This window comes from Sedimentibacter hydroxybenzoicus DSM 7310 (assembly GCF_013403245.1).
Taxonomy (GTDB): domain Bacteria; phylum Bacillota; class Clostridia; order Tissierellales; family Sedimentibacteraceae; genus Sedimentibacter; species Sedimentibacter hydroxybenzoicus.
This window is the reverse complement of the sequence record NZ_JACBNQ010000037.1, coordinates 1-22,650: the sequence shown is the minus strand read 5'-3', so window position 1 is coordinate 22,650 and position 22,650 is coordinate 1. Positions and strand designations below refer to the sequence as shown.

Sequence of the window (22,650 nt, the reverse complement as noted above, 5' to 3'; positions counted from 1 at the left end):
GATTAACATTATAACAGAGAAGCTCTCATGAGCGTTATTTATTTAATTGTGTTTCATTTAATTTTACATCTCGCCATATAATTTTTCCATCTGCAACAGAATAATAAGCCGGATGTCCAATATTTATATCAATTTTACCGTTAGTAATTTCATTTAATAACGTTCTGATATTTTCAATTCCGTCATCCTTAATTAATAAGCTGTATTTAACTGTTTCCAGATATATCTTGTCCTTAATAATTATATTATTTTTCTGCAAATCATTGTCCATTTTACCAAGAAGCGTATAATCTAAATTAAAGGACACATCATAGTATAAATTTCTCTCTACAATAATTCCACTTTCGAGACTTATTTTAGCTCCCTTTGTATATGCTCGTACCAGTCCCCCTGCGCCAAGCATAACGCCACCAAAATACCTTGTTACAACCACTGCCGTATTAATTAAATTTTCTTGATTTATAACGTTAAGTATCGGCATACCTGCAGTGCCTGACGGTTCCTTATCGTCTGAGTATCTTTGGATATTTTTGTTTTCTCCGATGACATACGCATAGCAATTGTGGCTGGCATCCTTAAATTCTTTTCTGACAGAATCTATAAAACTAAGTGCTTCCTCTTCATTTTCCACAGGGACTGAAGTTCCTATAAATTTAGATTTGTTAATAATTATTTCATCTCTCCCTATTTTATGGACAGATTTGTAATTACCCATTTATCTCACCTGTTATATATTTTTTGTATTGCTGTTTTTCATTTTCATACAATATTGCATCAAAGCTTACTCCCTCACCGTCAAATTCAACATTATCGGTGAATCTGTTCTCATATAGCCAATAATAATTTTTCAATTCACTGTTTGGTATTTTTAGAGAATACTTATTTTTTTCTCCGTTGATTTTATAATCAACCGTATTTAATAAAACATCAATGTTGAGCTTGCTTTTGGCAGATATATAAATTATGTCATTGCTTGATACGGTTGTAATTTTATCGTTAACAATGTTGTCAATTTTATTGTAAACAGTCAATACGGGAATATCCTTATCAACTATTTTTTCTACTAATTTTGTGGTTGTTTCCTTATGCAAAGTCAAATTCTCATCATTAATATCAATTAAATGGATTATTAAATCGGCATATTTGATTTCTTCAAGGGTTCCCTTAAAAGCTTCTACTATTTGTGTAGGAAGCTTTTTAATAAAGCCGACGGTATCGGAAAATATAACTCTTCTTCCTCCGGGCAATCTGACTCTTCTAAGCTCTGTATCAAGCGTTGCGAACAGCATGTCATGGGAAAATACTTTTTTGTTTTCCGCTTCTTCTTCACTGTATTCACTTTCCACCAATGCATTTAATAAGGTTGATTTTCCTGCATTAGTATAACCAACTATCGAAATAATCGGAATTTGATCCTTCATTCTTTTTTTTCTTTTTGTTTCTCTCACCTTGCCTAATTCATCAAGATTATTTTGGATATCGGATATCTTTTCCTTTATCCTTCTTCTGTCAAGCTCTAATTTTTGTTCACCGGGTCCTCTTGTTCCGATGCCTCCGCCTAATCTTGACAAATTTTTGTTTAAGCCTATTAATCTCGGCAAGCAGTATTTAAGCTGAGCCAATTCAACCTGAAGCTGTCCTTCCTTTGTAAGTGCTCTTTTTGCAAAAATATCAAGTATCAAATTAGTCCTGTCAATAACCTTTGCATCAACTATTTCTTCAATATTCCTTATTTGTGAGCCGCTCAATTCATCATTGAAAACTACAGTATCTATTTCAAGCTCTTTGACGTAATTTGCAATTTCTTCAATTTTTCCCTGCCCTACATAGTATCTGTTATCTATTGACTGCTTATTTTGGACGATACTTGAAATCACGACACCTTCTGCAGCTTCAACAAGCAGCTTCAGCTCCTCCATGTCGTTTGTTTCTTTTTCGTTTGATAACTCTACTGCTATTAACAGACATCTTTCTTTTTCCATGTATCCTCCGTTATTTTCTTTTTGATTTGGGTCGTACATATTTTACCACATATTAATATAAAATACACAATAATTATTTTTAAACGAGCTATATCTCAACAATATTGTTATTTTTGTAACTTGAAAAATTATTTTAATTATTTGGTTACAATTACTTTATTTGTACATAACTAAAAAGGGAGTGGATTATTAAAACTATTGATTTAACGCTATTTCTATTATATAATGTTTTAGAACTTAAAATCTTTGACAATATTAGATTGTATTGATTCAACTAAAGTTCATTTTTAGCGGAGGTTAATATGTCAAAAGAAAATAAGCAAAATGATGTAATTAAAAAAAATAATGAATCAGTTGAAAATAAAAACGGTAATAAAAAGAAAAGTAAAAAGAAAAGAAAGAAAAGAATTCTTGTTCTAAAAATAACATTACTTATTATTTTTGTTGCGTTAATAATAGTTGGCGGTTCAATTGCCGGTATGGTTTTGGGAATAATAAAAAGCTCTCCTGAAATTGACCCTACAAACTTTATGGATACTTTATCAGAAAGCTCTGTAATAGTTGATGAATCCGGAAATGTAATAGAACAAATTCACGACCCAAATGAAAACAGGGAAATTATAAAGTTGAGCAATATACCGAAAAATTTGCAGAATGCATTTATTGCAATTGAGGATGAACGTTTCAGAACGCATTTCGGTATAGATATAAAGCGTATATTTGGATCACTCATACATAATGTCAAGGTTGGTGATCTGACAAGTCAGGGTGCAAGTACCATAACTCAGCAGCTTATCAAAAATCTATACTTCACAAGTGATAAATTGTGGGAACGTAAAATACAGGAAATGTATCTAGCAACGCAGGTAGAAAGGAAGCTATCAAAGGATCTGATACTTGAGGGATACTTAAACACCATTCCTTTAGGTCAAAGTGCTTATGGTGTTCAGACTGCTGCTTACACATATTTTTCCAAGGATGTAAGCGAACTGACGCTTGCTGAAAGTGCCATGCTTGCAGGAGCTGCAAAAGGTCCGATGTATGCTCTGTTCAACAGATATAACCTGAACAATATAGATGATATACCACAGGAAGACATTATAGGCTATGTATATATAGGCTCTGTTCAATATGCGTGTGTATACAACGAGAATGCTAAAAACCGCCAGCTGGCAGTACTAAATAAAATGCTGGAGCTTGGGTCTATATCACAGGAAGAGTACGATGAATCAATGTCGGTGGATATGCGTGTTGCGTTAAATCCTGGCCAGACTAAAATAGAAGGTATATCCTCCTCACCCATGGATTACGTAAAGGAAAAGGTTGTGGAAGATATAATGGAAGCACAAGGCAAGACATATGAAGAAGCAGAGAATATCCTTTACAGGGGCGGTCTGACAATCACAACAACTCTCGATGTTAATATGCAGAAATCTCTCGAAGATTCATATGATAATTTTTCAACATTATTGTTGGGTAAAGAGCCAACCGGGGATAATCCGGTGGCACAGGACTGGAGATACTTCAGATGGTCACAAGGTCAGGGAACAGGCATGCTTGACACTGACTTAAATATATTAAACGAAAACGGTCAGCTCATTTATTATGCTAAGGACAACATAATGGATGGAAATAACGCCGTTTATTTAAATCCTGACGAATACAGTTACGATAATGACGGTAATTTAATCATTAATTCCAAGAAATTTGATATTTACGCTTCTGTAATTGATATAGTAGATGCGTATACTGTGGATGATAAATTAAACTTTGTTTCACACAGTATTGGTGCTCTCAACATAGGAAACAACTTTGAAGTTCTTGAAAAAAAAGGAACGAAGGGAAGCTTTAAAGTCCCTAAGAGCTATCTGGAAAAAACTCCTGAAAGCGCTGAAATGTTCAAGGTTGGCAGCGACAATGTTTTGAGAATTGAAGAAGGATATTTCTTCTTCCAGGAGAAGGGTATCGTACAGCCGCAATCAGCCACTGTTATCTTAGATTACAAAACAGGAAAAATAAAAGCGCTGATTGGGGGCAGAGACATTGAAGGAAGCAAGACATTCAACCGTGCTGTAGATGCGGCAAGACAACCCGGCTCTACAATAAAACCATTGTCCGTATACCTTCCTGCACTTGATATGGGATATACGGCAGCATATATTCTTGATGACCTTCCAAAATATAATGAAAAGGGTGAAAGATGGCCAAAAAACTGGTACGAACACAGGGAAATTAAGTACCATGGTATAACTACCCTTCGTAAATCAATTGAACAATCAATTAATACAAATGCTGTTACGATGCTTGAAACAATCGGTACTGAAGCTGCTATGAATTCATTAACCAAGCTTGGTTTAATTAATGCGAATAACCCTGAAAAGGATACATTTGTTTCACCGGCAGAAAATACGACTAATAACGATGTAAACTTAGCTTCTCTTGCCTTGGGCGGATTAACAAAGGGATTTACTCCTTTGGGAATGACAGCCGCTTACGGTGCTATTGCTAATGATGGCGTATATATTGAGCCATATGCATATACAAAGGTTGTTAATAGTACAGGTGAAACTATTTTAGAAAAAATACCTGAAACTCACGTCGTGGTTACTCCCGAGGTTGCTTCATTGATGAAGGATATATTAAGAAGTACCGTTAATCCGGGATTATCCTACAAGGCTAAGCTTCCTGCAGAAATGGGGATTGAGGTAGCAGGTAAAACAGGTACAACTCAGGCAAACGGGGATTTCTGGTTTGTTGGCTTCTCCCCTTATTATGTAGGAGGAGTTTGGGTTGGCAATGATAATGTTCAGATGAAGCTGTCAGGAGACAGCGGTATAACCGCAAGTCTGTGGTCGGGAATTATGACTCCTATACATCAGGGACTGCCTGCTGCGAAATTTGTTTTAAATCCGAATTTGATACCTGTACAGGTTTGCAGTCAATCAGGTAAATTGCCGGGAGAATTATGTGCTCTTGATCAACGAGGCAGTCAGATAATAACTGAATATTTTGTACCGGGTACACAGCCAACCGAAATATGCGATGTTCATGTGAAGGTTGAAATATGCACAAGCTCCAATATGCTTAAATCTCCTTACTGTCCGGGTAACTTAGTTGAAGAAAGAGTATTTATTATGAGAAACCCTCTTTTCGATCCGGAGGCTAAATCTGATAATTACGAAGCTAAAAAGCTTTATCAGCAAGTATTAGAGGATAGAATAATATTTTCTTTAGATGAATTAAGACAAATTTATGCCGGTCAGGTTGAGTTTGACAATAACAGTCAAGTGGTTCAGGTAATGGGAGTAACTGTTGATAAGTTAGGATTTTCGGGTTATTTAACAGAGGATTATAAATATCAGGTTCCTACAAAGATGTGCACTTACCATACTAAGTGGCATTATGATCAATGGATGGATGAAGAAAATCCGGGAAATAATAACGGTGATAATGAAGATGATGAAGATTCTACAGATGATATTATAGATGATTTGATCGAATCCGGAAATAACGAAAACAATGGTAATAACGGTAATGGTAATAGTAATAGTAATAGTGATAGTAATAGCGGTAACGGTAACGGAAATAATAACGGCTCCGCATTAGATGATATTTTAGAATCAATAGAAAATTAAGCAGATGACCCAAATTTTATATTTGGTGTCAGTCGCTTATCCTGAGCGATAGCGAAGGATCTTATACGACAAAAGATGAGATCCTTCACTTCGTTCAGGATGACATAGCAAGCATTGTTTGGATATCCAAGCAGATGACCCAAATCTTAATTTGGTGTCGGTCGCTTATATTGCCGGTCTCTTAAGACGCAGCCAAAAGATCCCACAAAAATAGAGCTTAAAAATTTATCTAAGCTCTATTTTTTTACAACTTTACGATTAATAAATTGCTACCGGCCCATTAGGACCATTGATAATTTCTATTTTCGTTTCAAAGATATCTGTCAAAGTTTCCGGATCCATAACCTCTTCTACTGTTCCAAAAGCGGCAATTTGTCCATTTTTCATTGCACAAATTCTATCGGAATATTTGGCTGCAAAATTTATATCATGCATAACAGTCAGAATTGTTCTTCCAAATTCATTTGCAGCATACCTTAAATGCTCCATCATTTGAACAGAACGAGCAACATCAAGATTGTTCAGCGGCTCGTCCAAAAGTACATATTCAGTCTCCTGGCACAAAACCATTGCTACATATGCCCTTTGCCTTTGACCGCCGGAAAGCTCATCTAAATATCTGTTTTCTAAATCCATCAGACCTAAAAAATCTATATATTTAGAAATAATAGCCTCATCATCTTTAGATAATCTTCCCTTTGAATAAGGGAAACGTCCAAATCCAACCAATTGTCTGACAGTAAGCCTCGTTATAAAATGATTTTCTTGTCGCAAAATGGTCAAAATTTTTGCCACGTCTTCTGATTTGGATTTGGAAATATCCATATTTGCCACCTTAATTTGTCCTTCATCCATATCCAAAAGTCTTCCGATCATCAAAAGTGTGGTAGACTTTCCGGCACCATTTGGTCCAATTAAAGAAGTCAGACCGGCTTTTGGTATTTTTATACTTAAAGGTCCTATTTCCACCTCATCGTTATATACCTTTTTTACATTATCAATCTTTATCATAAAGTTCCCTTCCTTAAAATTACAGCTAAAAATGTTATTCCACCAAACACTTCGATAATAATTGAAACTACGCCTTGACCATTGAATACATGATACATAATAAAATATGCCCCCGTTATTATCAAAAATCCTATAGCAAGAGCCATTGGAAAAATGTATCTGTGATCATAAGTCGGCGCTGCCTGATAACTCAAAGTTGCAACTAAAAATCCATAAAAAGTAAGCGGCCCAACTAAAGCCGTTGAAATTGACATCAAAACAGAAACTAATATAAGCGTATAAATTACACTGAATTGATTATTAACTCCCAAAGAAGTACATACATCCTTCCCAAGTGACAATACATTTAACTTCTTAGAAAAAATAAGGAGTAACAATGCTGCTATTATTACAATTGGAATTGCAACAGGAAAATATTTAGCATCCGCATTATTGACAGACCCAAACAATCTTGCAAGTAAAACATCAAACTCAGACGGTGTAAGAAGTCTTCTCATAAAAGATGACAAGGATCTCAGCCCGGTTCCGATAATAATGCCCACCAGAAGCATCAACTGCAAATCTCCATATTTCCCGGAAAGCAACCATCCATAAAGTATCAAACACATCAGGATCATAACACCAATTTGAAATATAAATGATCCGATACCGACAAAATTTATAAATGTAGTAGCGCCAAAGAAAAACATTGTACTTGTATGAATCATTGAATAAAGTGCTTCAAAGCCTAAAAGTGATGGAGTTATAACCCTGTTATTCGTAGTCGATTGGAAAGCAACAGTTGACAGACTCTGACAAATTGCAGAAATAATCATTGCAACAAGAGCTGTCATTCTTCTTCTGACTACAGGAATAAAAGAAGGAGAACTTACAGGAACCGGATTGTTATAAACCAAAAGTCCATAGGAAAAAAGAATGCCCAAAGCAATCAATGTTATCAACAAAGTCCAATAACGCTTTTCCTCTTTCTTAGAACGAAAAGCCTTGGCTGATCTGTTTACATTTTCGTTCATCTTATCCTCCTTTGCCTCAATAAAATAACAATAAATACAACTGCGCCCACTGTTCCAAGTATCAAGTATACAGGTACTTCAAAAGGCATTATAATAGTCCGGGAAATTATGTCACAAACAGTTACAGTACCCATTCCCAGCACACATACCCAAGGCAAATTGCTCCTGAGATCATCACCTCTGTACATCGAAACAATATTTGGTACAATTAAACCTAAAAAAGGTAAATTCCCGATAACAACTGCAACAATTCCTACTACAAAAGAAATAAGAGCAGTACCAAAAATAACTATCTTATTATAATTTAGTCCAAGGCTTGTTGTAATATCCTCTCCTAATCCGACTAAAGTCAATTTATCCGCATAAATAAAAATAAAAAAGGTAACCATAACAATCAGCCATAAATATTCATATCTTCCGATTTGAACCGATGCAAAGGAGCCTACAAACCATGTTTCAATATTTTGAGTCATTTTAAAAACCAGTCCGATAAAAGTTGATATTGCAGAAATAACTGCTCCAAGCATCATCCCTATAATTGGTACAATTAAAGATGAACGAAGTTTAACCCTTCTTAAAAACCAAAAGAAAATCATCGTTCCTGCAAAAGAAAACAGGATTGCACCCGTCATTCTTTGGACTAAAGTCGGCGCAGGAATAACTAAATAAACAAAGATAAGTCCCAAACCTGCCCATTCAATAGTTCCTGTCGTGGTAGATTCAACTAAGCGATTCTGCGTAATAAGCTGCATTACCAGTCCTGACATTGACATTGCAGCTCCGGTAAGCATTAGTGAAACTGTTCTTGGAACACGAGTTATGAAGAACATATTCCTTCCATCCTCTTGTCCCCATATATCATAAACTCCGATGAACAGCGATATAATACCTAAAACAATAACAACTATAATTGCTGATATAAAAGATTTTGTCCATATTTTATTTTTATTAAAATGCTGAGGCTGAGAATTCTCAGCCCCAATTATTTTTTGTATTGTATTTTTCGGCACTACGTATTACTCCTTTATACTACTTAGATAAAGAATTTGCAAGATTTTCAAATAACTCTAAGTAAGTTTGTATTGATTCATTTGTATAAGTATCATTCGGTGCATAAACTATTCTTTTTTCAACAACGGCAGTTGTGTTTTGCAAAGCAGGTGAATTGTCGATAACATCCTGAGCAGGAACTGCATCAGTTGTAGAAGATACAGCAGCATCACGATCAAGTACGAAAATCCAATCAGGATTGCTTTGTGCAATAGCTTCAACAGAAATATCGTCCCCTTGATGATCTGAAGTAGCGCCGCCAACTTCTAATGCTGAAACCCATCCGAAAATTTCATACATCGGACCCCAAACACGTCCGGAACGAGGGGCTGAAAAACCAATATTCCCACCTGAAACTACAACACTCATAACTGTATCCGTTCCATTATATGCAGACTTAGCAGCTTCAATAGCTTGTTCAAAATCAGCTACCAATTGTTCAGCCTCTTCATTTTTATCAAAGATTTGCCCCAAAGCAATTGTAGAATTTTTAAGTCCGTTTACTAAGTTTGCACCCGGTGTATCTACTGCTTCGGAAACATCAAAATTAAGATCAATTACAACTGCATTTGGTACTAACGCCTTTATATCTTCATAAAATCTTGCAAATCTTTGACCGACAATTACAAGTTCTGGTTCTACAGCTGCTATAATTTCAAGATTTGGTTCGCCATGATTCCCAATATCACGAACTGATGCATCCTGTACATATGGTGAATCTGCAGGCATTACAGCCTTTGGAACAGCTGCTAATTCAATTCCCCAATCAGATAAAGTTTCAAAGGTTCTATTATCCAAAGCAACTACATTCTTTGGATTTACAGGAACAGTAACAGTTCCATGAACATCGGTTATTTCAACTGTTAAAGCTTCAGCAGGTTCATTTTCTTCCCCATTAGTTCCAGGGGTTTCATCTCCAGGTGTTTCGGTTTCTGAAGGCTCAGCTCCACCAGTTTCATTTCCGGGATTTGTGCAAGCTGTCAACATCAGAGCAAAAATTGTCATAATAACAGTTAATTTAAAAAATTTAGATTTTCTCATATATCTCTCCTTGTATGTAATAATGTTAGACAATCAGATTATTGAATTGATTGAATAATAATTATCTTTATTTCACTAGTGCACAGCGAAAATACAAATCATACGTTAACGTTAATGATAATGATTATCAATATCAACGAACCTAATATAACATTATTTAATTAATAAAGTCAATAATTGTTTGAAATTTAACATCTGGCATTTTATGGTTTTTACAAACACAACTGGGGTCAGGGCATAAAAAACACTCCAAATGCTGTTCTTAACATTTGGAGTGCCTTTCAAACTATTCCCCTTATTTTATTTATTCCCTTTCGGATTAAAAACAATCGAAACTATGTAACCGAAAATCAGTGCTGCCGCAACTCCCGGTGCGGTTTTTTTAACTCCTCCGCTTAAAGCTCCCATGAAGCCCTTCGCCGCTGCTTCTTCTACTGCGCCTTCTGCAAGAGCATGACCAAAGCCTAATAGCGGAACCGTTGCACCTGAATGACCTATTTCTATTATTTTATCATATATTCCGAAATATCCCAAAAACGTTCCGGTTACCACCAATAAAACTAATAGATAAGCATTATTCTTTTTAAATGTATCTATAACTATCTGTCCTAAGACACAAATTATACCTCCAACCACAAAACTCATAACATAATTCATATTATAAACCTCACATTTCTATTCCGACACAGTGTGCAATTCCCGGTATGCTTTCTCCCTGCAATGTAGCCGTAGGTGAATGAAGAGCTCCTGTTGATGTAAATAAAAGCTTGTTAATTTCCTTATTCAATAATTTTTTATACAAAAATCCTCCAAATACAGTTGCTGAGCACCCGCACCCACTGCCTCCCGCATGAACATCCTGTTTTTCCAGGTCGAAAATAATTGTCCCGCAGTCATCATATATATCTTCAATGCTGTTATTTTCTTCATTAAACATTTTATTAACAATTGATTTTCCTACAGTACCTAAATCTCCGGTAACTATTAAATCATACTTTATTTTTGTATCTGCAATATGCTGACTTAATGAATCGTAGGCAGCAGGCGCCATGGCTGCGCCCATATTATTGGCATCCTTAACTCCTAAATCAGTAATTTTACCGAATGTAACATTTTTAATTTTTGGACCGAAGCCGCCATTGGAAAGCCATACGGCTGAAGACCCTGTAACTGTCCACTGAGCGGACATATGCCTTTGCCCTCCCATTTCAAGAGGCAGACGATATTGTCTTTCCGCACTGCAAAAGTGACTTGAGGTAACGCATATAACATTGCTTGCAAACCCACCGTCAATCATTAAAGCACCCAACCCCATAGAAAGTGCCATTGTCGAGCATGCTCCGTAAACTCCTATGTACGGAAGCTGTAAATCTCTTGCTGCAAATGAAGAAGAAGTTATTTGGTTCAATAGGTCTCCTGCTATTAAGAGGTCAATATCCTTTTCCATGAGATTGTTTTTTTGCATCAAGCTCTTAGCTGCTTCTTTTTGAAATTTTAATTCACATTTTTCCCATGAATCTTCTCCCCATAAATCATCATCAACGATTATATCAAAGCAATTCCCTATGGGACCTTCTCCTTCTTTTTTCCCTGCTATGGTAAATGTATCTCTGACAAATACATCATCTTTTATCTGAAATGTTTGATTACCAATCTTTTTCAACTTCTCACTCCTCCGAAACAAATTTTATTTAAACATTAAGCTCAGTATTCCTACTATGAATGAGGCAAAATAGCCAAACAGCAATACCGGTCCTGCCAGTTTAAATATGTTTGATGCAGTACCCAATATAAATCCTTCTCTTTTAAATTCAAGTGCGGGTGATACAACGGCATTTGCAAAACCGGTTATAGGTACTGCAGTACCTGCACCCGCAATTTTGCTCAGCTTATCAAACCAACCTAAACCTGTCAGCAAAGCTGTTATTGCTATTAATACTACCGAGCTGATCGTGCTTGCATCCTGCTCAGGAGTTCCAAAATTATTCATAAAAATATTTTTAATAACTTCGCCTAATAAGCAGATAGCCCCTCCAAAAATAAAAGCATATACACAATTTCGAAGCATTTTATTTTTTGGCGTATACTCATTGACTACCTGCTTATAGCTGTTTTTATCGTATTTCATCCAATTCCTCCTAGAGCAGTACAGCGCTTTCAGGTATTTTTTTCAAAGACCGGTCTATACTGTTGCCATAAATAATAGCAGTAAAGCTAATCAATAAAATTATTACTAATAAAAAAATCTTTTTTTTCATATAAATCACCTCATAAGTATTATTTACAAAAAATTATTTTGAATACTAAAAAAAAGCACTAAGAGTGCCTTTTTTAATATTAATTGTAAAATTTTATCACTGTTTCACTTATGATCAGCAAGAAAAGTATATGAAAATGCTGTATTTCATAATATTATTTTTTCTATTTTTTTCTTTCACTAATTGTTTTTCTCATTATAACCTTTGTTCCGATATCCTTTTCTGATAAAACAACAACTTCATCCATATATGTTTCCATAACGGCAAAACCCATTCCGGAGCGTTCTAATTCCGGCTTGGTTGTATATAAAGGTTCTCTTGCCATTTCTACATTTACAATACCTGAACCATAGTCTTCAACAATTATTTCAACCAGCTGCCCCTTGATTTTGCATTCGATTTGAATTTCACCGACTGTATTTTCATATCCATGAATTATTGCGTTAGTTACGGCTTCAGAAACCGCAGTTTTTATTTCAATTATCTCATCAATAGTTGGATTCAAATTTGCACAAAAAGCTGCGACTGCTGCTCTTGCAAATGATTCGTTTGTTGATAAACTTGGTATTTTAAAAATCACATAATTATTTTGCATTTCGTCCCCCTATTTAATACTAATTATTTTTCCTATGCCGCTCATGTCAAGGATTTTTCTTACTTTGCTGCTTGCATTGGTTATTTCAATAACACCGTTTCGTTTTCTGATTAACTTATACCGACCTATTACAAAACCAATGCCGGAGCTGTCAATAAAATCAAGTTTTTTTAAATCTATAACTATTTTATTGTATTTTCCTTCATTAATTTTTTTATCAATCAACACTCTGCTTTCGTCGGCACTGTGATGATCTAAATCCCCTTTGAGTTTTATCGTCAAGGTTTGTCCAGATTCTAAAAATTCTAAATTCACTTTTTCTCAAATCCTTTCTCAATAGTAATGTACAAGCTATTATACTATTAAACAAAGTAATTTTCCTTGACTTCTTTTGTTGCAATTTGTCGATTTGTATCTAATTTATATACGGCAGCATAATTGAAAATTCCGACCCTTTACCGATTGTACTTTTAACTCTAATTTTTCCCTTATGACCTAAAACTATGATTTTGGCTATTGATAAGCCGAGACCATGACCGCCTATTTCCCTGCTTCTGGACTGTTCCGCCCTGTAAAGACGATCAAAAATTTTGTTCAAATCCTTTTTTTCAATCCCGATACCAGTATCCTCTATTTTAATTATATAGTAATCATCCTGCAAAAATCCGGAAACCATTATATAGCCGCTTGCAGGCGTATATTTTATAGAATTATCGATTATAATTCTTATTGCCTGCTTTATTCTCTTTATATCTCCATATATATTGGCATCATCATAAAATTTAAAATACAATTTATGATTGACATCAATCATTTTAGTTTCTTTTTCTATTTCGTAAAGTATTGTGCTTATTTTGAAATCTTCCTTCGAATAAGCCAGATTGCCTTTATCGCTTCTTGCTATGAACAATAGTTTTTCTATCAAATCCTGCATGTTGTCTGTTTCGTTTTTTATAGCTCCAATTGATTCTTCAAGTACCGCTTTATCGTTTTTACCCCACCTGTCAAGCATGTTGACGTAGCCTTTTATTACCGCTATTGGTGTTCTCAACTCATGTGATGCATCAGAAACAAATTGCTGCTGAAACTTATATCCTTGCTCAATTCTATCCATCATCTCATTAAATGTTTGAGAAAGTTCTTTTAATTCATCCTGAGTACCCTTTACGTCCAATCTCGTATTGATATTATTAACTGTAATAGTCTTGGTTATTTCAGTCATATTTTTTATAGGTCCTATTAATCTGTAGCTTGTGTTTGATATTATAGGAACAAAAATCAACAATCCCACAGCTCCCGAAACTAATACTAAAACAATTATTTTAAAAGCATCATTTATCATCAGCTCTGCATCATAGCTTATATTTAAATAATAATCCCGATTATTAGCTTCAAAGTCCGTAGAATATACGTATTCCCTATTATACAGCAAGTTTTCCAAAACCACAATTATATTGTCTGAATATCTTTTATCATTGTTATAAGGATAGACAGAGTTTAAGCTGTCATCATATATTTCAAAAGATTTTATACTGCTGCTCATTGATGTATTACCCTTAAAATCAGGGAATTCTCTTTTTATATTTTCAACATCCTGGTTTATAGTATTACGTTCAAATTTTTGGAACTCAAATACCATACATCCGGCAGATGTTGATACTGCAACAATTAAAATAATTATAATATAAATGAGCAAATATGAGGCAGAAATTTTAAATGCAATGGAAAATTTCAGCCTCTTTAAAAGCCTAATTACAAATCTCAGTATTAATTTAAAAGGATAAAGCAGTATATTTAATAATGAGTTTAGTATTCTTTTAATCATGTTCTCTCTCAATTCCTTATGATGTAACCTACACCTCTTACCGTTTCAATAAGATTTATGTTGTATTTCTGATCAATTTTACTTCTTAAATATCTGATATAAACGTCTATAATATTTGTATCTCCAAAATAATCATATCCCCAGACCTTGTCAAGTATCTTTTCTCTTGTTAATACAATATTTTTATTTATCATCAAAAATTCCAAAAGTTCAAACTCTTTCTTGGTCAAATCTATATTTTCGTTGTCATATTCAACTTTGTAGTTATTTTTAGATAGCTTAAGCTTGCCAATTTCCATTATTGATGAATCTGTCTTAGTTTTATTTACCGTTCTTTTTAACAATACTCTTATGCGGGCCAACAGCTCTTCAACCGCAAAAGGCTTAGTCATATAATCGTCTGCTCCTATGTCAAGACCTGTTACCTTATCGGAAATATCATCTTTTGCCGTGAGCATGATTATGGGAACATCTGATGTCTGCCTTAATCTTCTGCACACTTCTATTCCGCTTAAACCCGGCAGCATCAAATCCAGTATTATAACATCCACATCGGGTGACTTTCCTTTTTCCAAGCCATCCCTGCCGTTATTAGCTATCTCTATTTCATATCCTTCATATTTTAATTCAAGCTCTAAAAACCGAGCTATTTTTGCTTCATCTTCCACAATGAGAATTTTTTTCTTTTCCATATTATACCTCAGGCTTTTTCTTCATTATACACCAAAAGAAATATCAGGTCAAAGCCTGATATTCTATTTTTCTGTTTTCTTTATTCAATAATTATTTCATTTTCATTCGAATCATCTTCTTCTACGACTACGTTAAATTCTTCATCTTTTATAATGTTTTCTGATTTAACCTTGATTTTATCAACTGTTTCTTTAACGTTTTTCTTAATGCCGTTGACATTCAGCGAGCTTTTAGCTCTGTAAACCTTAATTTTGCATGATGTGAGTATAGCCAGCACGAATAATACCATTACTACCCAAAATGCCATCAGGAATGTAAACAGTACAATCACTAATGGTACGTCCAATAAAGTGTTTCCGTGCTCGTTTTTAACCGACATCCTCAAGGATAACAATTTGTCTGTAAAACTCGTAAAGCTTCCTTTATATTCTGTCTTTCTTCCCTTTTTCTTTTCTAGCTCTATAATTGATTTTATTAAATCTCCGTCATTTTTCTCCAATGTTGCCTTTGCCTCTTCATAGCTTACATTAACCCTGTTTCTAAGTTCATCTATTTGCTCCAATGTAACCTTCATTTATTTCACCCTCCATTTATTATTTCTTTTGATATTAATATACCTTTAAATAATTAATATGTATTTACAGCAATATTAGAAAATGATTAAAAATAAATTAAACATAAAGAAACAATTAAAATTTCTTACATAATATAAAAAATAGCTATATGACAGGAGGTTTATTTTGGATACTTCAGCAATTACAGAAAGTGTTTTTTCTTTATTCGTAATAATATTAGTAGGTGTATATGCAAGCAGGAAAAATATTATCACGCAGGAAATAAACAAAGGCCTGACTGACATCCTTATAAAAATCGCACTGCCTTTTATGATCGTGTCATCATTTATGTTTACATATGACGAATCTATTAAAGCAAATGTATTGGCAACCTTTTATTTAAGCTTAGGTGCATATGTGATTATGGCAGTTATATCAATTGTTCTTTTAATACCTGTAAAAAATGACAAAAAGATAGTGCTTCATTTTGCTAATGTATTTGTAAACACCGGTTACATAGGTTTCCCTGTGCTGAATTCAATATATGGTTACGAGGGTGTGATTTACGGTTCGATTTTTAATTTGTTTTTTGTTATTTTTCTATGGACCTACGGCATTTTGCTTTACAAAGGAAAATTAGACAAAGGCTATCTGAAAAAAGAAATTATCAACCTGCTTTTCAATCCTTCAATAATCGCCGTCATAATCGGTATTGTCATAATGCTATTCAACATAGAAATAACAGGAGCATTACTGTCAAGCATAAAAAGCATCGGCAGCATTACAGGACCATTATCTATGTTTATAATCGGTGCAATTTTATCGAAGGTTAAAATTAAACAGCATATTAAGGACTGGGCCGTTTATTACGGGATAGTTATTAAATTAATAGTAATTCCCGTAACAATATATCTGTTTTCACTTTTGCTAAGAGAAGCATCCATAGCAGTTTATTCTGTAATCATAATGACAGCCATGCCTGCATCTGCCATGACATCAATATTGGCAGAAAGCTATAACAAGGAAAAGGAATTTGCAGCCGTAATTGTTTCGGCAACTACGCTGATATCCTTAATAACCGTGCCGATGATGATAAGGTTTATGTCGTTAGTTTAATCATTTACCATATCATTTATTGTTAACTTTATTTATCTTGCTTTATTAATATTCTGATTGCTTCTATTGCAGCCTTTATTGCTGCTTCGGTGTCATGTTCCTGAGGATCGTCTAAACCCAGTTTTCTTCTTTCCTGATTTGCCACCACATTTAATACCGCTCCAACACGCACCTTCCTAAAAGCTCCAACTATAAACAATGCTGCTGATTCCATTTCCGATGCAAGAGCCCCCAATCTCAGCCATGCTTCCCATTTATTCATCAAATCATAGCTTACAGGCTTGATTTCCGGTGAGTGCTGACCGTAAAATGAATCCTTGCACTGAACTACGCCCACATGGTATCTTTTACCTAAATTTTCTGATGCTTCAACTAATGCATTCAATACTTTGTAATCAGATACTGCGGGAAACTCCATGGGTGCGTACTCTCTGCTTGTTCCTTCCATACGGATAGCTCCGGAAGCTATAACCAAATCGCCTCCCATTACATTTACGTCCATACCTCCGCTGGTACCTACGCGTATAAATGTATCTGCTCCTATATTTGCTAATTCTTCTAATGCTATTGCTGCAGATGGTCCGCCTATGCCTGTTGATGTAACACTTACCTTGACACCGTCTAAATATCCCGTATATGTAACATATTCTCTGTGATCTGCCGCCAAGACAGGATTGTCAAAATGCTTTGCAATTTTTTCACATCTTTTAGGGTCTCCCGGCAATATTACATATCTGCCTACATCGCCCTCCTTCATATTGATGTGATATTGAACGTCTTTTGAATATACAGTGCTCATACGTCCTCCTCTTTTAATTGGATATTATAATTTCTCATATGCTTCTCTGAGCATTTTTATTTCTTTTGCATGTCCGTCTAATTCGTTAGGTGTTTCCAAAACAAATGGCAGGTTTCTTAATTCAGGATGATTTATAATCCTGGTTATTGCTTCTAAGCCGATTTGCCCGTCACCTATCGTTTCATGTCTGTCTTTCTGACTGTTAAATGGATTTTTGCTGTCATTTAAATGTATTGCGTACAGCCTGTCGAGTCCGATAATCCTGTCGAATTCATTTATAACACCGTCCAAATCATTTACTATATCATATCCAGAATCAAAAACATGGCATGTATCGAGACACACGCCCACCTTTTCAGAAAGATTGACACCATCTATTATCTGTCTTAACTCTTCAAAGGTTCTTCCTATTTCCGTTCCTTTGCCGGACATGGTTTCCAGTAGAACAATGGTAGTTTGATTTTCTTTTATTACTTTATTTAGCGCATCTGAAATATATTTTATACCAACTTCAACACCTTGCTTTACATGGCTGCCAGGGTGAAAATTATAATAATTATTTGGCAAAAATTCCATCCTCACCAAATCATCTTCTAAAACCTCCAATGCAAATTCCCTCGTTCTTTCATCGGCTGAGCATATGTTTAATGTATATGGCGCATGTCCGATCACCTTGGCAAACTCATGTTTCTCCATTAAGTCTCTCAGTTTTTTCGCATCCCCGGCATCTATGCTTTTAGCCTTGCTTCCTCTTGGATTACGGGTAAAATATTGAAAAGTATTTGCTCCTATTTTCAGTGCGTCTTTTCCCATTTTTTCATATCCGTTAGAAACGGACAAATGACATCCTATTTTTAACATACAACCTCCATATTTATTATTATACCCTTTATATATGCTATAAACAACAAAAGATAATTAAAAACGAGGTTACTTTTATGGCGGCAACCTCGTTACATTGTCTTGCTCTTATACTGACTGTGGTGAGTCGTTTTCTCTGTTTTTAATCTTGCTTAAAATTATATTGCTTATTTCTTCGACGCTCATGCTTCCTATATCGCCTTTTTGTCTTTCTCTGACTGAAACAGTGTTGCTTTCTGCTTCTTTTTCTCCGACTATAAACATGTAAGGCACTTTTTCCATTTGAGCTTCTCTTATTTTATAACCTATCTTTTCGGCTCTTGAATCTAATTCTACTTTAATGTTTAAATCAAACAGCTGCTCTTTTACTTTTTTTGCATATTCCATGAATTTATCGGAAATTGGCAGTATCTTGACCTGTACGGGTGCTAACCATGTGGGGAATGCTCCTGCATATTGTTCAATAAGAATGCCGAAAAATCTTTCGATGCTTCCGTATGCAGTTCTGTGAATCATTATCGGTCTGTGCTTTTGTCCGTCTGCTCCCACATATTCCATCTCAAAACGTTGAGGCAGCTGGTAATCCAATTGTATTGTACCGCATTGCCATGTTCTTCCTATACAGTCAGTCAGGTGGAAATCTATTTTAGGTCCATAGAATGCTCCGTCTCCTTCGTTAATGATAAAATCAAGTTCTAATTCTTCTAAAGCTGCCTTCAATGAAGCTTCCGCCAGATCCCAATCTTTTATTTCTCCCAGAAATTTTTCCGGTCTTGTTGAAAGCTCTAATTTATATGAGAATCCAAATTGTTTGTAAATTTCATCTATTAATTTTATAACCCCTTTAATTTCATCTTTTATTTGTTCCGGGAGTATAAATAAATGTGCATCATCCTGAGTAAATGCTCTTACACGCATCAAGCCGTGAAGTGCTCCCGACAATTCATGTCTGTGAACTCTTCCTGCTTCTGCAACTCTCAAAGGAAAGTCTTTATATGAATGCATGGAATTCTTATATACTAAAATTCCCCCGGGGCAGTTCATAGGTTTAATGGCAAAATCCTGTTCATCAATTACAGTTGTATACATGTTTTCTCTGTAATTGTACCAATGTCCTGAAGTTTCCCACAAATGTCTGTTTAGCATTAACGGAGATTCTATTTCTACATATCCGGCTTTTCTATGCATCTCTCTCCAGAATTTCATAAGCTCGTTTTTAACTTCTACACCCTTTGGAAGGAAGAACGGAAATCCCGGACCCTCTTCTGATATAAAAAATAATTCTAATTCTCTGCCGAGTTTTCTGTGGTCACGCTTTTTAGCTTCTTCAAGCATTTTTAAATGTTCTTCTAATTCTTTAGCTTTTTCAAAGCTTATGCCGTAAATTCTTTGAAGCATCTTGTTGTTTTCATTGCCTCTCCAATAAGCTCCGGCAATGCTTAACAGCTTCATTGCTTTTGGTTTTTTAGTAGATTCGAGATGTGGTCCGGCACAAAGGTCAACGAAATCCCCTTGCTTATAGAATGATATTATTGCATCCTCCGGTAAATCTTGAATTAATTCTACCTTGTATGACTCTTGTCTGTCTTCCATAAACTTAATTGCTTCAGATCTTGGAAGTTCAAATCTTTCAAGTTCCAGGCCTTCTTTTACTATTTTTTTCATTTCAGCTTCGATTTTCTCAAAGTCTTCTGTTACAAATCTGTGCTCTACATCAATATCATAGTAAAATCCATTATCTATGGCAGGCCCTATTGCCAATTTTGCATCCGGCCACAATCTTTTTACCGCATGGGCTAAGATATGAGATGATGTATGCCAAAAAACATCCTTTCCTTCTTTTTCTTCGAATTTAAGGAATTTTATAGTTCCGTCTTCCTTTATCTCTTCCATGAGACCGATTGTTTTACCGTTGTACACAGCTCCCACAACATTTCTTGCCAATCCCTCACTGATACTTTTTGCTACGTCAACAGCTAATACTCCGTCTTCATATTCTCTTACACTATTATCAGGTAATGTTAATTTAATCATAATATCCTCCTATTTTTATAAAATTGGGGACATTCCTCTCTTCTCACAAAGACTTGCCTTATGAAGAAGAGGTGTGTCCCCTTTCCTCTAAAACAAAAAATCCTTGAACATAAATGTTCAAGGACGAATATATCGTGGTTCCACCTTTATTGCTTCTCAAGGGATTTAAGGCATCCATACCAAATCATTACGCATATGCTTTCTGATTTAACTCCGGATTAGTTTTCAAACAGTCATACATAGGAAACTCCCAGCCATGTTTTCCCTCTCTTGATTGCTGTTTCTGCTTTACTCGATCCATCACAGTTCATTTTGAGTATTATATTACTACAATAAAGCTTTGTCAACACTTTTTTATTTTTTTCTTGGTTTCTTTCTCTGATATATAAATTTATCTTCAGATGATTTAAATTTGTTCTGCCTTGACTTCTTTTCCTTTGATACTTCAACAATGACGTCTTTACCCTTTATCTGAGATCCAGCCATATGTTTAAGTATTCTGTTTTTATGCTCAGATACTACATTAAAGAAAGAATAATTTTCTAATACCTCTATTTCACCGATATCTGAACCGGGTATATCACATTCTCCCGCAACGGCACCTAAAATGTCTCCGGGTCTTATTCCCTGTTTTTTACCAAGGTTTACATGGAATCTTACCGTATCCTCCATCCTTCTCTCTTTACTTCGGAGTGATTTCTTTCTTTCAGGTAAAATGTCATTTAAGTCTCTTTCTTCAGAGTAATCAAATTTTACCAGCTTTTTCATCATTGCAGCAATCAGAGTTTCAGGGTCATGACCCTGAGATAACAATCTTTGTGCTAGCTCCCTGTTTTCACTGAAGTCATTTTTTTCTATAACTTCTACTATACCTCTTATAAATTTATCCTGCTTTACCTCATTAACCTTATCAACTGTAGGAATAGTTCTTTTACGAAGCGGTTTTTTTGTATACTTCTCGATTGCTTCGATTTTTTTCATTTCCTTAGCCGATACGAGGGTAAATGAGCTTCCTTCTTTGCCTGCTCTACCTGTCCTGCCTATACGATGTACATAATAGTCCTCTTTAGAGGGTACTTCATAGTTAATAACAAGCTCAACCTCCTTAATATCCAGACCTCTTGCAGCTACATCAGTAGCAATAAGAACATCAATTAAACCATTGTTGAATTTGTTTAAAGTATCCAGTCTCTGTGACTGTTTTATATCTCCGTGTATTTTATCGCAGTTATATCCCTTGTCTATTAATTGATCATACAATTCATCCACGGATTTTTTCGTATTGCAAAATACCAATGTGAGTTTAGGTGTATAGGTATCTATTAATCTTGCAAGTGCTTCCACCTTATCACTGTGCTTTACCATAAAATAACTTTGTTTTACTTCTTTAGCTGTTATACCTTCTCGAAGAGTCTTAATGGGTACCGGATCATTTAAAAACTTCTTTATGATTTTTTTCATTTCGTCAGGTATTGTAGCTGAAAACAACAGATTTTGTACCTGATGTTCAACCTTGCTGAGTATCAGTTCTATATCCTCTCTGAAGCCCATTTTAAGCATTTCATCCGCTTCGTCCAGCACAGATATTTTTAATTCACCTAACTTAATAACACGTCTGTCAATTAAATCGATAACTCTGCCTGGAGTCCCGACAATTATCTGAGCTCCGCCTTTTAGTTTGTTGATTTGTTCTCGTATATCAGCCCCGCCATAAACGGTTACCGTTTTAATACCTTCTAAATATTTGCCGATTTTTCTGAATTCATTTGCCACTTGTACGGCCAACTCTCTTGTTGGAAGTAATATAAGTGCCTGCGGCATACGTAAATCTTTATCTATTTTTTCAAGAATAGGAATTGCAAAAGCTGCAGTCTTTCCTGTTCCTGTATTTGATTGCCCTATTATATCTTTTCCATCCAGTATAACAGGAATTGCTTCTTGCTGAATTTGTGTGCTTTCTACAAAGCCCATTTCATCCAAGCCTCTTTGAATGTTGTCATTCAAATTTACATTTTCAATTTTCATTAAATTTCTCATCCTTTATTTTTAATAACTTCTCATTATACTATGTTAGCTCAACTAATACAATAAATATTTTACTGAATTTCACGACAAACGCATGAATGAGTTTCACAATTAAACTATTGAAAGATTAAATTTAAAAAAATATGATCCAGTTCAAG

Annotated in this window: 20 protein-coding genes; 2 read left to right on the top strand and 18 right to left on the bottom strand. The window is 35.0% G+C overall.

Translation table 11 applies throughout. The features are described 5' to 3' along the window. Positions 1 to 34: 34 nt before the first annotated feature. Both HZF24_RS17915 and hflX read right to left on the bottom strand, forming a co-directional pair. On the bottom strand, positions 35 to 715 hold the full coding sequence (locus HZF24_RS17915) for a YigZ family protein (RefSeq protein ID WP_179239746.1): 681 nt from the start codon (positions 713 to 715) through the stop codon (positions 35 to 37). Beyond that, positions 708 to 2,021, bottom strand: a complete 1,314-nt coding sequence (hflX, locus tag HZF24_RS17910) for a GTPase HflX (protein ID WP_179239745.1) — start codon at positions 2,019 to 2,021, stop codon at positions 708 to 710. The genes HZF24_RS17915 and hflX overlap by 8 nt, the downstream gene beginning before the upstream one ends. A gap of 263 nt (positions 2,022 to 2,284) precedes the next feature. Here hflX and HZF24_RS17905 point away from each other — a divergent pair, with 263 nt between their 5' ends. Further along, positions 2,285 to 5,617, top strand: a complete 3,333-nt coding sequence (locus HZF24_RS17905) for a transglycosylase domain-containing protein (RefSeq protein ID WP_179239744.1) — start codon at positions 2,285 to 2,287, stop codon at positions 5,615 to 5,617. A 258-nt stretch (positions 5,618 to 5,875) separates the two neighbouring features. Here the strand turns inward: HZF24_RS17905 and HZF24_RS17900 are convergent, their stop codons facing one another. The 12 genes from HZF24_RS17900 to HZF24_RS17845 all read right to left on the bottom strand — a co-directional run bounded on the left by HZF24_RS17900 (position 5,876) and on the right by HZF24_RS17845 (position 15,677). Beyond that, the gene (locus HZF24_RS17900) at positions 5,876 to 6,628 is read right to left on the bottom strand and encodes an iron ABC transporter ATP-binding protein (protein ID WP_179239743.1); all 753 of its coding nucleotides are present in this window, start codon (positions 6,626 to 6,628) and stop codon (positions 5,876 to 5,878) included. Beyond that, positions 6,625 to 7,641, bottom strand: coding sequence for an iron chelate uptake ABC transporter family permease subunit (locus HZF24_RS17895; RefSeq protein WP_179239742.1), 1,017 nt, complete (start codon positions 7,639 to 7,641; stop codon positions 6,625 to 6,627). The genes HZF24_RS17900 and HZF24_RS17895 overlap by 4 nt, the downstream gene beginning before the upstream one ends. Continuing rightward, positions 7,638 to 8,651: an ABC transporter permease gene (locus HZF24_RS17890; RefSeq protein WP_179239741.1), complete on the bottom strand. Its 1,014-nt coding sequence runs from the start codon at positions 8,649 to 8,651 to the stop codon at positions 7,638 to 7,640. The genes HZF24_RS17895 and HZF24_RS17890 overlap by 4 nt, the downstream gene beginning before the upstream one ends. Positions 8,652 to 8,670: 19 nt before the next feature. Next, a complete protein-coding gene (locus HZF24_RS17885) occupies positions 8,671 to 9,732 on the bottom strand; it encodes a siderophore ABC transporter substrate-binding protein (protein WP_179239740.1) in 1,062 nt (353 codons plus the stop codon). 300 nt (positions 9,733 to 10,032) lie between these two features. Beyond that, positions 10,033 to 10,389: a SpoVA/SpoVAEb family sporulation membrane protein gene (locus HZF24_RS17880; RefSeq protein WP_179239739.1), complete on the bottom strand. Its 357-nt coding sequence runs from the start codon at positions 10,387 to 10,389 to the stop codon at positions 10,033 to 10,035. 10 nt (positions 10,390 to 10,399) lie between these two features. Then, positions 10,400 to 11,395: a stage V sporulation protein AD gene (gene spoVAD, locus HZF24_RS17875; protein ID WP_179239738.1), complete on the bottom strand. Its 996-nt coding sequence runs from the start codon at positions 11,393 to 11,395 to the stop codon at positions 10,400 to 10,402. Positions 11,396 to 11,419: 24 nt separating this feature from the next. Next, positions 11,420 to 11,860, bottom strand: coding sequence for a stage V sporulation protein AC (gene spoVAC, locus HZF24_RS17870; RefSeq protein WP_179239737.1), 441 nt, complete (start codon positions 11,858 to 11,860; stop codon positions 11,420 to 11,422). A gap of 293 nt (positions 11,861 to 12,153) precedes the next feature. Continuing rightward, positions 12,154 to 12,585: an anti-sigma F factor gene (gene spoIIAB / locus HZF24_RS17865; RefSeq protein WP_179239736.1), complete on the bottom strand. Its 432-nt coding sequence runs from the start codon at positions 12,583 to 12,585 to the stop codon at positions 12,154 to 12,156. A gap of 9 nt (positions 12,586 to 12,594) precedes the next feature. Beyond that, positions 12,595 to 12,900 (bottom strand): STAS domain-containing protein, encoded by a 306-nt coding sequence (locus HZF24_RS17860; protein ID WP_179239735.1) that lies wholly within the window; start codon positions 12,898 to 12,900, stop codon positions 12,595 to 12,597. A 100-nt stretch (positions 12,901 to 13,000) separates the two neighbouring features. Continuing rightward, a complete protein-coding gene (locus HZF24_RS17855) occupies positions 13,001 to 14,410 on the bottom strand; it encodes a sensor histidine kinase (RefSeq protein WP_179239734.1) in 1,410 nt (469 codons plus the stop codon). An 8-nt stretch (positions 14,411 to 14,418) separates the two neighbouring features. After that, positions 14,419 to 15,102, bottom strand: a complete 684-nt coding sequence (locus HZF24_RS17850) for a response regulator transcription factor (protein ID WP_179239733.1) — start codon at positions 15,100 to 15,102, stop codon at positions 14,419 to 14,421. Between the two features lie 80 nt (positions 15,103 to 15,182). Next, positions 15,183 to 15,677 (bottom strand): DUF4342 domain-containing protein, encoded by a 495-nt coding sequence (locus HZF24_RS17845; RefSeq protein ID WP_179239732.1) that lies wholly within the window; start codon positions 15,675 to 15,677, stop codon positions 15,183 to 15,185. A gap of 166 nt (positions 15,678 to 15,843) precedes the next feature. On the opposite strand from HZF24_RS17845, the gene HZF24_RS17840 reads away from it, so the two are divergent. After that, positions 15,844 to 16,773, top strand: a complete 930-nt coding sequence (locus HZF24_RS17840) for an AEC family transporter (protein ID WP_179239731.1) — start codon at positions 15,844 to 15,846, stop codon at positions 16,771 to 16,773. A gap of 28 nt (positions 16,774 to 16,801) precedes the next feature. Here HZF24_RS17840 and udp read toward each other — a convergent pair whose 3' ends face one another. From udp to HZF24_RS17820, 4 genes are all read right to left on the bottom strand, one after another. Continuing rightward, positions 16,802 to 17,572, bottom strand: a complete 771-nt coding sequence (udp, locus tag HZF24_RS17835; RefSeq protein WP_179239730.1) for a uridine phosphorylase — start codon at positions 17,570 to 17,572, stop codon at positions 16,802 to 16,804. A 24-nt stretch (positions 17,573 to 17,596) separates the two neighbouring features. Next, entirely contained in the window at positions 17,597 to 18,433 is an 837-nt protein-coding gene (locus tag HZF24_RS17830; RefSeq protein WP_179239729.1) for a deoxyribonuclease IV, read from the bottom strand. 108 nt (positions 18,434 to 18,541) lie between these two features. Continuing rightward, positions 18,542 to 20,467, bottom strand: a complete 1,926-nt coding sequence (gene thrS / locus HZF24_RS17825; protein WP_179239728.1) for a threonine--tRNA ligase — start codon at positions 20,465 to 20,467, stop codon at positions 18,542 to 18,544. 354 nt (positions 20,468 to 20,821) lie between these two features. Continuing rightward, positions 20,822 to 22,492 (bottom strand): DEAD/DEAH box helicase, encoded by a 1,671-nt coding sequence (locus HZF24_RS17820; RefSeq protein ID WP_179239727.1) that lies wholly within the window; start codon positions 22,490 to 22,492, stop codon positions 20,822 to 20,824. Positions 22,493 to 22,650: the final 158 nt, after the last annotated feature.

Bases quoted from the DNA above. Each gene is read 5' to 3' on its own strand.
- HZF24_RS17915 (WP_179239746.1), bottom strand. From the start codon at position 715: ATGGGTAATTACAAATCTGTCCATAAAATAGGGAGAGATGAAATAATT.
- hflX (WP_179239745.1), bottom strand. From the start codon at position 2,021: ATGTACGACCCAAATCAAAAAGAAAATAACGGAGGATACATGGAAAAA.
- HZF24_RS17905 (WP_179239744.1), top strand. From the start codon at position 2,285: ATGTCAAAAGAAAATAAGCAAAATGATGTAATTAAAAAAAATAATGAA.
- HZF24_RS17900 (WP_179239743.1), bottom strand. From the start codon at position 6,628: ATGATAAAGATTGATAATGTAAAAAAGGTATATAACGATGAGGTGGAA.
- HZF24_RS17895 (WP_179239742.1), bottom strand. From the start codon at position 7,641: ATGAACGAAAATGTAAACAGATCAGCCAAGGCTTTTCGTTCTAAGAAA.
- HZF24_RS17885 (WP_179239740.1), bottom strand. From the start codon at position 9,732: ATGAGAAAATCTAAATTTTTTAAATTAACTGTTATTATGACAATTTTT.
- HZF24_RS17880 (WP_179239739.1), bottom strand. From the start codon at position 10,389: ATGAATTATGTTATGAGTTTTGTGGTTGGAGGTATAATTTGTGTCTTA.
- spoVAC (WP_179239737.1), bottom strand. From the start codon at position 11,860: ATGAAATACGATAAAAACAGCTATAAGCAGGTAGTCAATGAGTATACG.
- spoIIAB (WP_179239736.1), bottom strand. From the start codon at position 12,585: ATGCAAAATAATTATGTGATTTTTAAAATACCAAGTTTATCAACAAAC.
- HZF24_RS17855 (WP_179239734.1), bottom strand. From the start codon at position 14,410: ATGATTAAAAGAATACTAAACTCATTATTAAATATACTGCTTTATCCT.
- HZF24_RS17850 (WP_179239733.1), bottom strand. From the start codon at position 15,102: ATGGAAAAGAAAAAAATTCTCATTGTGGAAGATGAAGCAAAAATAGCT.
- HZF24_RS17845 (WP_179239732.1), bottom strand. From the start codon at position 15,677: ATGAAGGTTACATTGGAGCAAATAGATGAACTTAGAAACAGGGTTAAT.
- udp (WP_179239730.1), bottom strand. From the start codon at position 17,572: ATGAGCACTGTATATTCAAAAGACGTTCAATATCACATCAATATGAAG.
- HZF24_RS17830 (WP_179239729.1), bottom strand. From the start codon at position 18,433: ATGTTAAAAATAGGATGTCATTTGTCCGTTTCTAACGGATATGAAAAA.
- thrS (WP_179239728.1), bottom strand. From the start codon at position 20,467: ATGATTAAATTAACATTACCTGATAATAGTGTAAGAGAATATGAAGAC.
- HZF24_RS17820 (WP_179239727.1), bottom strand. From the start codon at position 22,492: ATGAAAATTGAAAATGTAAATTTGAATGACAACATTCAAAGAGGCTTG.